Here is a 13255-nt window from a genome sequence, read left to right as displayed (position 1 = left end):
AGTCAGTGCAGATCAGGCAGCACCGGTGTTTCATCCCGTTCTGATGATGTGGGGGCCATGGGGATGGCGTCTCCCGCGTCGTCGAACAGGCGCCATCCACGGGGATCGGCATCCAGATGGAGACGCTCGCCTGCGATGGCCTTCAGGCCCGGATCGGCTCTCACCTGAACCAGATGCCCTCCATCGAGCAGCCTGCAGGTGATCAGCTGCTCATTGCCGAGCACTTCGCTGTGACTCACATCCGCCTGCAGATTGCGGTTGGTGGCGGGGGCAACCCTGAGATTTTCTGGGCGGATGCCGCCATTCAGTTGTCTTCCCTCAAGGCCTGCGATGGCCTCGGCGAGTGGACCTTCCACGCTCACACGTCGGTCTCCCAGCTGAAGTGTCTGGCTGCGACCCACCTTCACCGGCAGCACATTCATGGGTGGGCTGCCGATGAACTGCGCCACAAACAGATTTGATGGCCAGCGGTAGAGCTCCATTGGCGTGCCCAGCTGCTGCAGACGCCCCTGATTGAGCACGGCGATCCTGTGGCCCATGGTCATTGCCTCCACCTGATCGTGGGTCACGTACAAGGTGGTGGTTCCCAGCTGCCGCTGAAGTTCCACGATTCGGGTGCGGGTGCTGCCGCGCAGCTTTGCATCGAGATTGCTGAGCGGTTCGTCCATCAGAAAAACAGCTGGCTGACGCGCCATGGCTCTCCCAAGGGCCACCCGTTGTTTCTGACCTCCGGAAAGCTCCTTGGGTCGCCGGTCCAGCAGTTGATCCAGTTCGAGAGCCCGCGCCACTTCCAGCACCCGATGTTCCACATCGGCCTCCCGTTCGGAGCGAACCCGCAGCATGCGAGGCAGCTTGTTCGTGCTGCGGTGCAATTGATCCTGGAGCTGCTCGATGGCATTGCGGCGGTGGCTGCGCCGCAGCCCGAACGCCAGGTTGTCGCGAACGCTGAGATGCGGATAGAGCGCATAGCTCTGGAACACCATCGCCACATTGCGCCTGGCCGGTCTCAGCCTTGTCACGGCCTGCTGCCCCACAAGGATTTCGCCGCCGGATGGGGTCTCAAGGCCTGCCATCAGCCTCAGCAATGTGCTTTTTCCGCATCCTGAAGGTCCCACCAGAACCAGGAATTCACCGTCCTCAATGGACAGAGAGAGATCACGAATAACCTCGACGCGGTCGGCTCCACCTCGCCCTGGATAGCTCTTGCTGAGCGCTTCGAAGCGAACGCCTGCCAAGCTCAATCTCCGATGCCCCGCGATCCTAGGGTTGGTGGCTGGCCGCAATCGAAGCTTTTCGTGCAGTTCATCGACCAGGCACGCATCACTGTTCGTGGCGGCCGCGGCGGTGACGGCATCGTGGCCTTCCGTCGTGAAAAGTATGTTCCTGCCGGTGGTCCCTCAGGCGGGGATGGAGGGCATGGTGCCCACGTGATTCTTGAGGCCGACTCCAATCTCCAGACATTGCTGGATTTCAAGTACAAGCGGCTGTTCGCTGGGACTGACGGTCGTCGCGGCGGCCCCAATCGCTGCACCGGTGCTTCCGCTCAGTCTCTGGTGATTCATGTGCCCTGCGGAACCGAGGTCAGGCATCTCACGACAGGCATGCTGCTGGGTGACCTCACCGCACCGGGAGAGCAGCTCACAGTGGCTTTCGGCGGTCGCGGCGGTCTTGGAAACGCCCACTACCTGAGCAACCGCAATCGCGCACCAGAAAAGTGCACCGAGGGCCGCGACGGCGAGGAGTGGCCTCTGCAACTGGAACTGAAGCTGCTGGCGGAGGTGGGCATCATCGGACTGCCCAATGCGGGTAAAAGCACGCTGATCAGCGTGCTGTCCGCAGCCCGCCCCAAGATTGCCGATTACCCCTTCACCACCCTGGTTCCGAATCTCGGTGTGGTGCGCAGGCCGACGGGAGACGGCACTGTTTTCGCCGATATCCCCGGCCTCATAGCCGGTGCCGCCCAGGGCGCAGGACTCGGTCATGATTTTCTCCGCCACATCGAGCGCACCCGCTTGCTGATTCATGTGGTTGATGGAGGTGCGGATGATCCCCTGGGAGATCTGAAGGTTGTGGAGAAGGAGCTGGAGGCCTATGGCCATGGACTGGTTGATCGGCAGCGATTGCTTGTGGTGAACAAGCTGGAGCTGATTGATGCTTCAGACCGCGATGAGCTGTCGGCTTCTCTTGAAAAGATCAGTGGTCGAAAGCCATTGTTGATTTCAGCGGTCATGGGCCAGGGACTCAATGAATTGTTGAATCAGGTCTGGAACGCGCTCGGGGTCTGACGCCGTTTGTCGCGAACCGTGTTGGGAGCTTCATCAGCACTTGTGCCTTCGCTGCGGCGTGGCGATAACGGAATCAACGAGAGAACGTCCGATGACCTTCTTCACCTGTTTCGACGCCAAGGGCCAGTTGATCGCCCGTTGTCAAACCCCGGAGCAAATCGAGGCTCTGCGTCGCCGCGGCCGTCCAATTGCGAACGTTCATGAGATGAAGCCAGAGGAGGCAGTGGTCTGCAGCCTCACCGGCAGTCCTGCTGAATTCAACGAGGAGCAGTGAATGAGCCTGGATTTCTTAATTTCCTTAGAAATCCTCCCTCCTCCTCAATCAAAAGGCGGGGATAACTCCCCGCCTTTTGATTGAGGTAATGCCAACACACACGACTCAATCGTCGTAGACGCGGCATTCATCAGCTTCAGGATTGTTTTCGCAATAGAGCTCGAGAGGCGTCGGATCGTGGCTGTCGCCGGGGTGCTCTTTCTTGTAGTCCTGCAGGGACTCAAGCTCTTCGCTGAAGTGGCGCACCTTGGCATCGTTTCCTTCAGCCTTGGCCGCTTCGAGTTCGCTCTGGTCCTTCTTGATGTGTTCGTCGATGGATTTCATGGAATCTTCGGCGTGTCCAGGCCAATGTCGACGCACACACCATACGGCCGTTGCGCTGTGCTGCCAGCCGCTCAGCCTCCGACCTCGTTTCCGTATCAACACTCATGCCGTGATCGAGTGACCTCGGCTACCAGCAAAGAAGACAGGGTTCGTGGTCATGGTGCGAATCAGGCAACGACAGGGCCGCCATTTCATGGATGAAGAGGGACGGATGTTCTGGATCAATGGTCCGGAAAACTTCTGCTACCTCTCGGAACAGCGTCAGTGGCGCTGCGGTCTGAGCTTCCAGGAGGTTCTCGACTGGAAGCAATGTGCACCGTCAGGCTTGGTCAGTCAGCGTTTCAACTCACTGCAGGCTGCCTGCGAGGCCTTTGAACACAACCAGGTTCTCTGGTCTCACGATCTATATCTGCGCCGCATGGGTGACCAGATGGCTCTGCATCGCTCGGCAGACGATTACAGACCCACTGTGATGAAGCTGGCTGAAGCTGCCGGACGTGCAGTAAGACCTGCACCCTGGAGCGGCCGCCCTTCCACTCCCTTGAGCTGTCCTGTGCCGATGTTGAAGACCAGTGCGGATCTGATGGGGCAGTCAGGGGAGGATCTGTTGCACCCAAGGCGCCGCCGTCGCTCTCTCAGGGAGCCAGTTCACTGAGTTCCAACCAGCGTTCTTCTCCGCTTTCGAGAGCTTCCAGCAGGCCAGCCAGATCATGGCTGAGGCTTGTCAGGTCCCCCGTACCGGCGGAGATGGCCTGTTCCAGGTCTGCTTTGCGCTGCTCCATCTGAGGCAGTTCCCTCTCCAGGGATTCCAGTTCGCGCGACTCCTTGAAGCTGCGTCGACGAGGACTCTGGTTCTTCAGGGCCCGGGGCTTGCGCGGCTTTTCAAGATTGGAACGCTGACATGTGCTTTCTCCGGCAGCCAGCTTCTCCCTCTCGCGCTGATGCTCGAGAAAGGCGCTGTAGTTGCCTTCAAAGCGCTGCAGACGTCCAGCCTCGAAGCAGAACAGACGATCCACGGTTCGATCGAGGAAGTAGCGGTCATGAGAGACCACCACAACGCAGCCGCGGAAGTCTTCGAGCAGGTCTTCCAGAACGCTCAGAGTTTGAACATCCAGGTCGTTGGTGGGTTCATCCAGGAGCAGCACGTTGGGTGCCTGGATCAGCATCCGGCAAAGACTCAGCCGGCGTCGCTCCCCTCCTGAGAGTTTGCTCAGCGGGCTGTGTTGCTGGGCGGGGGGAAACAGAAATCGCTCCAACAGCTGGGAGGCACTCAGTTGCTCAGCTCCAAGATCAATGCGGGAGGCGGCCTCTTCGACGAATTCGATCACCTTGCGCTCCAGTCCACGACCTTCGCTGAGCGCATCGGTGTGCTGATCGAGGTAACCGAGATGCACCGTTTCCCCGAGGCGAAGGCTGCCGCCTGTCACCTGCCGTCGTCCTGCGATCAGATCGAGCAGGGTGGATTTGCCGCTGCCGTTCGGGCCGATGATGCCGACCCGATCCTCCGGACTGAAGCTGTAGCTGAAGTCTTTCAGCAGCACCGGACCGTTGGGCTGGCCATCCGCGGTGACCATCAGATCCTCCGCTTCGATCGCGAGTTTGCCGATCCGCCGGCTTACGCTGCTCATCTCCAGCTGGCTGCGAATGGTTTTCGCGGGCGCGGACTGCATCGCCTCGATGCGCTGGATGCGGGCTTTCTGCTTGGTGCTGCGCGCCTTGGGGCCCTGGCGCAGCCAGGCCAGTTCCCGGCGCATCACGCTCTTGAAGCGGGCGGCTTCCGCAGCTTCTGAAACCTCCTGATCAGCTTTTCGTTGCAGATAGGCGCTGTAGTTTCCGTCAATGCTGGAAGCTTGTCCCCGCTCCACTTCGATAATCCGGCGTGTGACCCGATCAAGCACGTAGCGGTCGTGGGTGACGAGCACCACAGCCCCGGGGTAGCGATCCAACCAGCTCTGCAGCCATTCCACAGCCGCTGCATCCAAGTGGTTCGTCGGCTCATCGAGCAGAAGCACATCAGGGCCGGCCACCAGTGCCGAAGCCAGTCCCACCCGCTTGCGATAGCCCCCGGAGAGATCCTCCACGGGGCGGTGAAGATCGCTGATCCCCAGGCGCTGCAGAACTTCCTGGCACTGCTGCTCGAGTCCCCATGCCCCCTCTTCATCCATGCGCTCGCTCAGAGCACCGAGTTCGCTCATCAGTGTTGTGTCTTCAGGAGACCGGGCCACCGCTTCCGACACTGCGCTGAAGCGCAGCAGCAGCTCCCGCTTTTCTCCGCAGCCGGCCAGCACCTGTTCCAGCACGGTGAGACCAGGCTCCACCGTGCTGTCCTGTCCGACGAGCTCAATTCTCAGACGGGAGGGGCAGCGTCGTTGCCCTCCCCCAAGAGGTTCCTTCCCTGAGAGCACCCGCAGCAGGGTTGACTTACCTGCGCCATTCGGTCCGATCAGTCCAACCCTGTCACCTTCGCGAATGTGCAGGGTCAGGTTTTCGAAGAGGGTGCGGATCCCGAAATCCTTGGAGGCATCAATCAGGCTGATCAGACTCACGGGCCTGCGACCTCGCGCTGCGCGTCCAGATAAGCAAACACGCTCTTGTCTCCCACATCGGCTGCCGCCTCCATGCCGAACTTACGGATGGCGAGCACAATCATCAGCAGGCCGGCAACCAGCACCAACATCCAGCAGGGGCCCTTGCCGATCAGTCCAAGCAGCCGTCCCAGAAGCGCAATGGGAAGCAGCAGTGTGAGGCCGATGGCCTCCGGACGCCGGAAGCAAAAGAACTCCTTGAAGCCGATGCCGGTGAGCGCCGCAAACATGGGTCCAACAGCCAGGAGCCACAGGGGCTGGCTGGCCAGCGTGTCGAGGGCTTCATTGGCTGATGCCTGAAGCATCAGCAACAGCCACCCCAGACAGCCGATCAGCCAGAACAGCTGCAGCGCGCGATGCAGCGGCCGCAGATAGATATGAATCCACTGCAGGGCCAGCCCGAGGCTGAGGCCAAGAGGCAGAAGCCAAGGCCATGCCCACTGTCCACCCACCTGCCACCACTGCAGCAGCCCGGCGCTCAGTGATATGCCGCTGATCAGCAGACAGATCCTGTAACGCTGAACCTCCTCTCTGTCCTTCGACGTGATGGTGAAAGGTCCATACATTCCGTCGAACTGCGGATCGGCGGTTGTCATGGCGAAGGAGTGATGCTGTTCACCAGTGTGCTCAGCTTCGGAGCGTCCGGAACAATTCCACCGGGATTCAGGGGAAACAGTGCGCCGAAGTAGTCATGTCGCCAGGCCTCGGCGTCGCAGGTGTCTTCAACTCCAGGCAAGGCCATGAACCTTTGGCGCCATTTCCACAGTTCAGGCAGCGTCCACAAGGGCCTGGCGCTGCAGCCAAACAGAGGGGCGTAGACCGTCTCCCAGCGGATCAGGGTTGGGAACAGACGCACATCGGCAAGGGTCAGTTGTTCACCGCAGAGCCATGGGCCCTGATGCTGGAGGCTTTGTTCCAGCTCTTCCAGGGCCTCGACCATGGCGACACTCGCCCGGTCGTAAGCCGCCTGGTTCCGCGCGAAGCCGCAGCGGTAGACCCCGTCGTTCACAGCCGGCTGCAGAAGCTGCTGCCAGCTCGCAATTTTTTTTCGCAGTCCTTCAGGTGCAAGGTCCGGTGCTTCAGGTGCTGCAGGCCAGCGGTTCAGCGCCTCACTCAGGGGTGTGCTGTCGTTGCCGAGCAGCCGTGGTTTGTGTTGCGCGCTGCGGCCGGGATCCACCAGCACCGGCACGGTTGCCCGCAGGCTCGGTTCCGCTCCGCAGCGGCGATAGAGCTCCAGCAGAGTGGAGCAGCCCAGCCAGCTGGGCTCAAGGCGCCATCGCCCCTCCTGGTGATCAGCCTTGGCGGTCAGCAGCTCAAGTGTGTTCCCAAGCCCACGCAGTTGCACGATCAGCCAGGTGCGATGTGCCCACGGACAGCTTCGTCCGATCAGCAGCCGGGGTCGACGCTCCGGCTGCCGCTTCTGAAGATCCTCGACTTCCGGCAACGAGGTCTGCAGCGGCGCGCTGTCAGGCCTGAGGTAGTTGCCTTCATCATCCGCTGGACCCAGGCCGGACATCAGGCGCTGCCACTGCCACTGCCAGCTCTGACGGACGCTGCGAACGATCAGTGGAGGAATCGACATCACGGTTCCGTTTCAGGGAATTGTCCTGCAGGCTGTGGGTGAGTGCAGCGACTGATGGCAAGCCCCCGAGTGCTGGTGGTGGCAGGTACCCATGGCAACGAGGTCAATGGCCTCTGGCTTCTGGATCAATGGGCGGCTCGGCATGACATGGTCGATACCTTTGGCTGTGTTGTTCAGACAGCCATCGGCAATCCGGAGGCCCGCGCGAAGGGTCGTCGTTACTGCGATCGCGATCTCAATCGTTCCTTCCGACCCGATCTTCTGCAGCAAAGCGCGGCGCATCCCGATCAATCCGATCGAGAAATGCTGAGAGCTCTGGAACTGTTGCGTCAGTTCGGCCCCGAGGGGCGAACTCCTTGTGACCTCGTGGTTGACCTGCACAGCACCACATCAGCCATGGGCAACTGCCTGGTGGTCTACGGCCGCAGGCCAGCTGATCTGGCTCTGGCGGCACTGATTCAGTCCTCGCTCGGTCTTCAGGTTTATCTGCATGAAGCCGATTCAGCTCAGCAGGGCTTCATGGTGGAGCGCTGGCCCTGCGGGCTTGTGATCGAGGTGGGTCCTGTCCCTCAGGGTGTGCGACGGCATGACATCGTCCAGCAATCTCAGCTGGCGCTTCAGGCTGTGTTTCAGGCGATTGCCGACGTGCTCTCCGGGGCAGCCCGCTATCCCAGTCAGCTCCTGCTTCACCGCCATCTGAGAAGCCTTGATCTGCCCAGAAATAACGCTGGTGAGGCGGCAGCGCTTGTTCACCCCCTGCGGCAGGATCGTGACTGGATTCCCCTGCGCTGCGGTGATCCTCTGTTTGTAGATGCGCATGGGAAAACTCTCGCCTTCGAGGGACCTGATGGGGTTGTTCCGGTGTTCATCAACGAGGCGGCCTACGCGGAAAAGGCCATTGCTCTGAGTCTCACAAGTCGTGAACAGTGGCCTCTGTCGGAAACCTGGACAGAGGCCTTAGCCCTCTTGCTGATGGGGATCAGCGAGGGGAGCCGTTGTAGATGATGCTGATGACGCTGCGGCCGTCTGCAGTGATCTCAATCTCTGTTTCCGTCGTGGCGTCACTGCCATTCTCAGGCCATCCAGGACTTCCGCCCAGGAAGCTGAAGGTGTAGCCACTGGGGGAGGAATCCACCAGGCAATCTCCACCGCCGGAACTGGTCTGGAACATGCAGGGCTGAGGGCGATAGACACTGAGCCCACCGTTTTCTGTCACAGCTGTGTTGCGAGCAAGATTGAGCGCTCGCACCTGGGATGCAGGAACCGGAGCCTGTGCCAGCGCAGGGGCACCGGCAAAAGCCCCTGTTCCGGCGATCACAGCCAGTGCGGTTAGGGAAGAGAGGTTCATGACCTTTGAGAAGACTCTCCCATCGGAGACAGAGCACCCGCGTCTGTCAACCAATCCGTTTTGGTCTTTTGACCGACTGAATCAGCGGATCGGCCCGTTGTAGGGAACGGCAAGAATTCTGTCCCCATCACGGGAGACAAGAACCTCCGTTTCCAGAGTGGGATCAGGTGGAGTCTGCTGTTCCCATCCTGGTGACCCTCCGCGGAAGCCGAACAGAAATCCCTCGTCTGATCTGGAGATCAGACAGGACGTTGCTCCGGTTTCGTACATGCAGGCCGCTGCGCGGTAAGAGCCGAGACCACCATTGAGAGATTCCGCTCTCATCCTGGCAAGGTTCGCCGCCTTGGGCTGTGCGAGCGGCAGCGCGGGTGCAGCCTGCAATGCACCGGTGCCGCTCAGTGAGATAACAAGACCGGTGGCCGCAAAGAGCAATCGGTTCATGAATCTGGTTGACGGGACCCCAGCCTGATGCCAATCGTCGGAAAATTGCGTTTCCTGAACCCGCGAAACCATGTCTGTCTGTGACTGTTCGTTCCCCTTTGCAGAGGTTTAACCGCAGGCCCAGGTGCCCTGTTCGAGCGTGCAGGGAAGATTGCTGACCTTGCCGTCCTCCCAATAAATTCTCAGCCTGTCGTCGGCAGTACCACTGCGGAATGTGATCGATTTGATCGGCCCCGGGGGGACGCGTTCTCCACTGTCGTCGCTGCCGGGCATGCCTTCACTCACCCGACGCTCAAGCTGATCCATCCGTGTGGTCAATGCACCGATCTCGGCGTCAATATTTTTGTCTGTCGTCTGCTGTTCGCCTGGTCCCCTCGAGCAAGCACTGATCAGAGCAACTGTCGTGACGGCGCAGATAGCAATGGCAAGCGATCGAACGGCGGGGGCTGAAATCGGGAGCATGACCGCATCTGTTGTTGCAGGCAGTCTGGGCGATCAGCCCGTTTCGACCAGTCGTTCACTCCAATAAACAACAGCGCCCTGCGCTTCCAGTTCATTTCGCCTGTGGCGCGCGTCCTTTGTGGGGACGGTTTCCTCAAGACGCTGCCCTGCGATCAACCAACGAATCAGGACCACAAGCGTCTCCTGAGACACACCCTGAGAATCTTAAGCGATCCTTTAGGGCTGAGCTCCTTCCCCTGCGCTCGCCCGTGGAAGTTCTCAACGGTTCTTCATGTCGGCTTCATAAAGCAGGCGACATCTTGCGCAATGTTGCTTTACAATCAGCGTTGGCAGGGCTTCCTGCCCTTCCGTAACCGTCTCCTCGGAGACATTCTTTTCCGTTCTCATGACCACCACCATTCAGCAGCGCTCCGGCGCTAATGGCTGGCAGCAGTTCTGCGAGTGGGTCACCTCCACCAACAACCGCCTCTATGTGGGCTGGTTCGGTGTGCTGATGATCCCCACCCTGCTGGCTGCCACCACCTGCTTCATCGTTGCGTTCATCGCAGCACCCCCCGTCGACATCGACGGCATCCGTGAGCCCGTCGCCGGCTCCCTGATCTACGGCAACAACATCATCTCCGGTGCTGTTGTGCCCTCCTCGAACGCCATCGGCCTTCACTTCTATCCCATCTGGGAAGCTGCTTCTCTCGACGAGTGGCTGTACAACGGCGGTCCTTACCAGCTGGTTGTCTTCCACTTCCTGATCGGCATCTTCTGCTACATGGGTCGCGAGTGGGAACTCTCCTACCGCCTCGGCATGCGCCCCTGGATCTGCGTTGCTTACAGCGCACCTGTGGCTGCTGCCTCCGCCGTGTTCCTGGTGTACCCCTTCGGTCAGGGTTCCTTCTCTGACGGCATGCCCCTCGGCATCTCCGGCACCTTCAACTTCATGCTGGTGTTCCAGGCTGAGCACAACATCCTGATGCACCCCTTCCACATGCTTGGTGTGGCTGGCGTCTTCGGTGGTTCACTGTTCTCCGCCATGCACGGCTCACTGGTGACCTCCTCCCTGGTCCGCGAGACCACTGAGAGCGAGTCCCAGAACTACGGCTACAAGTTCGGCCAAGAGGAAGAGACCTACAACATCGTGGCTGCCCACGGTTACTTCGGTCGCCTGATCTTCCAATACGCCTCCTTCAACAACAGCCGTAGCCTGCACTTCTTCCTGGCTGCCTGGCCCGTTGTCGGCATCTGGTTCACCGCCCTGGGCGTGTCAACCATGGCCTTCAACCTGAACGGTTTCAACTTCAACCAGTCCATCCTTGATGGTCAGGGCCGCGTCCTGAACACCTGGGCTGACGTTCTGAACCGCGCCAACCTCGGCATGGAAGTCATGCACGAGCGCAACGCTCACAACTTCCCCCTCGACCTGGCTGCTGCTGAGTCCACTCCTGTGGCTCTGCAAGCTCCCGCCATCGGCTGAGGCTGAAGTCTCCAAGAGATTCAGCTTTAGCTGAATCGGAAAGCCCCCTCGTGAGAGGGGGCTTTTTGATGGCTTGTTTTCAATTCAGAGGTCCACGCTGCCATTGAGTGGCGCGACGTCGAGCCTGCGCAAATCCAGGCACATTCAGACTCCCGGGCAGCCGGTCGTTGGGCAGCGGTTGGAGAGTATTGAGATCAAAGCTGATTTCTTCGACCAGATTGTTGTTTTGAGACCACTCGAGGATCGTCAGTGATGGGGGTGCAGTGACACCACTCCCGATGATCCTGCGTGGGCCGCTTCCCATCGCGCCCAGGCTGAGCAGGCGCAGCCCCATGGATTCAGAGGGATACCAGGCATGGTGATGGCCTGAGATGACCAGATCAACCCGAGACCGGCGAAGCAGATCAGCCAGACCACAAGGATCAGCGATGCATTCTCCAGGGCGCGCACGCCCTTCGCTGAAGGCGGTCAGTGGCAGGTGACCCATGACCAGACAAAGATCGTCAGGGTTGCGATCTGTTGAATTCAGTGCCGTTTCAATCCACTGGCGCTGGGAGGAATCAACGTTGGCCGAAGACGCATCGATGACAACCACATAGAGACCGGGGCGTCTCCAGGCGTACTGAAAAGGGAAGAGGTCCATATCGATGAACCCGGAGCTCAGATCTCCGTGATGTTTGTTCCAGAACAGGGCGGCCTGCTCGCGTTCCCGTGCGTAAACCCAGTGACCTTGGTGTTTTTGACTTGATCCGTCGTGATTGCCAATGGCAGGAAGCAAGGCGATCCCTGCCTGCTCGAGAGGGGATCGGACCGAGTGTTCAAACCCGGCCCACATCGCCTGCAACTGAGCGCTCGTCAACGATCTCTGCTGGCCGGCCACCATATCTCCAGCGCAGAGCACCAGGTCAGGTTGTTGCTGCACTAGCAAGCTCACCCCACGCTTCACGGCGCTGCCGTAGCTTGTGCTTCCGTAGGAACCGTTCAGATCGCTGATCAACCCAAGTTTCAAAGTGAGGGCAGCCTGATCTGATGCCGGCCCCAGCGTTTGAGAGTCCGTTGCTCGAAGCAGAACATCAAGAGTGCTGCCTGACAAGGCAGCACCAGCCACTAACTGCAGAAATGATCGACGTCCGGATCGCCACATGTGCAGAGTTTATGGCTGGCATTCATCCGTGCAGGCTCTAGATGCCAAAGCAACTGTTGAAAGTTGGGTTCCGGAATTCATTCAGAAAACAGCGATGAGATGGTCTCGGTTGACTGAAACAGTCATGGCCCATCCTCACCATCATTGGTTTTTGGCATCGGCAGGCTGATCTCGGAGTCGGGATTTCCATCCTCATCGGTCTGTGCAGACCGGTTGATTTCAGCTTCCTCTAGCTCCTGAGGGTCAGGGATGATCTGCTTCGGTCCGACCACATCGACAGCAGAGCGTTGAACAATGAGCTGGTAGTTGCTCTGAAGCAGTTTGTTGATCTCCTCCTGCACCAAGGTGACCTGTTTGTAACTCGGCAGCTCAGGATCTGTTATACGAACAATGACGAGAATAGTTCCCTCTTCTTTTTTTTCCCCAAGTTCATTTTTTCTCCAATCAATATCAACCCGTTCAACATCGACCAATTCGGGATCGCTGAAGGTGAGAGTTTCATTCACAAGGAATTTACGAACGGTTTGCTCCACCATGGAACGACGATTTTCTCGATTGGCTTTGTTCAGCAAGCTGATGAAGCTGCTCCCCAGTGGAATGAGCAGTACGCCGGTCAGTGTGAAGCTGGCCACGCTGAGCCGACTCCGGCGCAGCACGTGTCGGAATTCCGAATCCTTCCAGGCCATCAGCACAAGACCTCCCGTGAGGATACCGAGCAGGTTTGTTGCGAACAGCAATCCCGCACCTGAAGCGTCACTCCACTGCTGATGTGACAACAGCAATCCCATGACACAGACCGGTGGCACCAGGGCAACGGCGATTGCTGTGCCTGCCAGTGAACTCACGGCATCACTTCGTAACTTGGCGTAAGTCGCCAATCCACCGGCCACGAGCGCGATGCCCAGGTCAAGCAGATTGGGCGAAGTTCTGGTGAGAACCTCTGTTCCGAATTGGGGCAGGCCTGCCAGCCACCCCAGGATGAGGGACAGCAGCGTGGTGGTTGCAACACCCACAAGCAATGTGCTCAGCGATCGGCCCAGCAGTCGCACTTCCCCAAGCAGGATGGCGAAGGTTGCTGCACGCAGAGGCATGATCCATGGGGCCACCACCATGGCTCCGATCACCACCGCAGGGCTGTTTGCAAGCAGCCCCAGGGTGGAGATCAGACTCGCTCCAATGCTGAGCACGATGTACACCTCGTCCAAGGCTGCATCGCGCATGTGACTGCGATGAAGTTGTCTGATTTTGCGGCTGGAGACGCTCTCCGAAGTCATGGACTCCCCAACGGTCAGCGCAGTCTGATGGCTGGTGTTGGCTCGTTCGAGGTTTGTTGATGGAAAGCCCT

The 13255-nt window shown here is 59.4% G+C and carries 16 protein-coding genes and 1 pseudogene; 5 read left to right on the top strand and 12 right to left on the bottom strand.

Features of this window, described 5'->3' with window-relative positions:
- Positions 1-2: 2 nt before the first annotated feature.
- The gene (locus SIB56_RS09255; protein WP_413323667.1) at positions 3-1235 is read right to left on the bottom strand and encodes an ABC transporter ATP-binding protein; all 1233 of its coding nucleotides are present in this window, start codon (positions 1233-1235) and stop codon (positions 3-5) included.
- Positions 1236-1295: 60 nt separating this feature from the next.
- Between SIB56_RS09255 and obgE the strand changes: the two genes are divergently transcribed.
- Both obgE and SIB56_RS09245 read left to right on the top strand, forming a co-directional pair.
- A complete protein-coding gene (gene obgE, locus SIB56_RS09250) occupies positions 1296-2285 on the top strand; it encodes a GTPase ObgE (RefSeq protein WP_413327266.1) in 990 nt (329 codons plus the stop codon).
- 91 nt (positions 2286-2376) lie between these two features.
- A complete protein-coding gene (locus tag SIB56_RS09245; RefSeq protein ID WP_413323666.1) occupies positions 2377-2559 on the top strand; it encodes a hypothetical protein in 183 nt (60 codons plus the stop codon).
- Between the two features lie 105 nt (positions 2560-2664).
- Here the strand turns inward: SIB56_RS09245 and SIB56_RS09240 are convergent, their stop codons facing one another.
- Complete coding sequence (locus tag SIB56_RS09240; protein ID WP_413323665.1) at positions 2665-2883, bottom strand: CP12 domain-containing protein; 219 nt, start codon at positions 2881-2883, stop codon at positions 2665-2667.
- 157 nt (positions 2884-3040) lie between these two features.
- Between SIB56_RS09240 and SIB56_RS09235 the strand changes: the two genes are divergently transcribed.
- On the top strand, positions 3041-3538 hold the full coding sequence (locus tag SIB56_RS09235) for a hypothetical protein (protein ID WP_413323664.1): 498 nt from the start codon (positions 3041-3043) through the stop codon (positions 3536-3538).
- On the opposite strand, the gene SIB56_RS09230 is transcribed toward SIB56_RS09235, so the two are convergent.
- The 4 genes and pseudogenes from SIB56_RS09230 to SIB56_RS09215 all read right to left on the bottom strand — a co-directional run bounded on the left by SIB56_RS09230 (position 3519) and on the right by SIB56_RS09215 (position 7050).
- Positions 3519-4748 carry an ABC-F family ATP-binding cassette domain-containing protein gene (locus SIB56_RS09230; RefSeq protein ID WP_413327264.1) on the bottom strand — a complete coding sequence of 410 codons (1230 nt, stop codon included), beginning with the start codon at positions 4746-4748 and terminating at the stop codon, positions 3519-3521. The two genes, SIB56_RS09235 and SIB56_RS09230, sit on opposite strands and share 20 nt — an antisense overlap.
- 180 nt (positions 4749-4928) lie before the next feature.
- Positions 4929-5363: pseudogene (locus SIB56_RS09225) on the bottom strand (ATP-binding cassette domain-containing protein); the annotation flags it as partial.
- Positions 5364-5425: 62 nt separating this feature from the next.
- Positions 5426-6064, bottom strand: coding sequence for a DUF2301 domain-containing membrane protein (locus SIB56_RS09220; RefSeq protein WP_413323663.1), 639 nt, complete (start codon positions 6062-6064; stop codon positions 5426-5428).
- The gene (locus SIB56_RS09215; RefSeq protein WP_413323662.1) at positions 6061-7050 is read right to left on the bottom strand and encodes a glutathione S-transferase C-terminal domain-containing protein; all 990 of its coding nucleotides are present in this window, start codon (positions 7048-7050) and stop codon (positions 6061-6063) included. The genes SIB56_RS09220 and SIB56_RS09215 overlap by 4 nt, the downstream gene beginning before the upstream one ends.
- Positions 7051-7104: 54 nt before the next feature.
- On the opposite strand from SIB56_RS09215, the gene SIB56_RS09210 reads away from it, so the two are divergent.
- Complete coding sequence (locus tag SIB56_RS09210) at positions 7105-8055, top strand: aspartoacylase (RefSeq protein ID WP_413323661.1); 951 nt, start codon at positions 7105-7107, stop codon at positions 8053-8055.
- On the opposite strand, the gene SIB56_RS09205 is transcribed toward SIB56_RS09210, so the two are convergent.
- From SIB56_RS09205 to SIB56_RS09190, 4 genes are all read right to left on the bottom strand, one after another.
- Complete coding sequence (locus SIB56_RS09205) at positions 8030-8398, bottom strand: hypothetical protein (protein ID WP_413323660.1); 369 nt, start codon at positions 8396-8398, stop codon at positions 8030-8032. The two genes, SIB56_RS09210 and SIB56_RS09205, sit on opposite strands and share 26 nt — an antisense overlap.
- A gap of 81 nt (positions 8399-8479) precedes the next feature.
- Positions 8480-8839 (bottom strand): hypothetical protein, encoded by a 360-nt coding sequence (locus SIB56_RS09200; RefSeq protein WP_413323659.1) that lies wholly within the window; start codon positions 8837-8839, stop codon positions 8480-8482.
- A 108-nt stretch (positions 8840-8947) separates the two neighbouring features.
- Positions 8948-9301, bottom strand: a complete 354-nt coding sequence (locus tag SIB56_RS09195) for a hypothetical protein (RefSeq protein ID WP_413323658.1) — start codon at positions 9299-9301, stop codon at positions 8948-8950.
- 33 nt (positions 9302-9334) lie between these two features.
- Positions 9335-9493, bottom strand: coding sequence for a hypothetical protein (locus tag SIB56_RS09190; RefSeq protein ID WP_413327456.1), 159 nt, complete (start codon positions 9491-9493; stop codon positions 9335-9337).
- Positions 9494-9686: 193 nt separating this feature from the next.
- Here SIB56_RS09190 and psbA point away from each other — a divergent pair, with 193 nt between their 5' ends.
- Positions 9687-10766 (top strand): photosystem II q(b) protein, encoded by a 1080-nt coding sequence (gene psbA / locus SIB56_RS09185; RefSeq protein WP_186490358.1) that lies wholly within the window; start codon positions 9687-9689, stop codon positions 10764-10766.
- Positions 10767-10845: 79 nt separating this feature from the next.
- Here psbA and SIB56_RS09180 read toward each other — a convergent pair whose 3' ends face one another.
- Both SIB56_RS09180 and SIB56_RS09175 read right to left on the bottom strand, forming a co-directional pair.
- Entirely contained in the window at positions 10846-11859 is a 1014-nt protein-coding gene (locus SIB56_RS09180) for a metallophosphoesterase family protein (RefSeq protein WP_413323657.1), read from the bottom strand.
- Positions 11860-12032: 173 nt separating this feature from the next.
- Positions 12033-13184, bottom strand: a complete 1152-nt coding sequence (locus tag SIB56_RS09175) for a DUF389 domain-containing protein (protein WP_413323656.1) — start codon at positions 13182-13184, stop codon at positions 12033-12035.
- Positions 13185-13255 lie beyond the last annotated feature (71 nt).

Source organism: Synechococcus sp. MIT S9503 (genome assembly GCF_047304175.1).
Classification (GTDB): domain Bacteria; phylum Cyanobacteriota; class Cyanobacteriia; order PCC-6307; family Cyanobiaceae; genus Synechococcus_C.
This window is presented reverse-complemented; position numbering and strand designations above follow the sequence as displayed.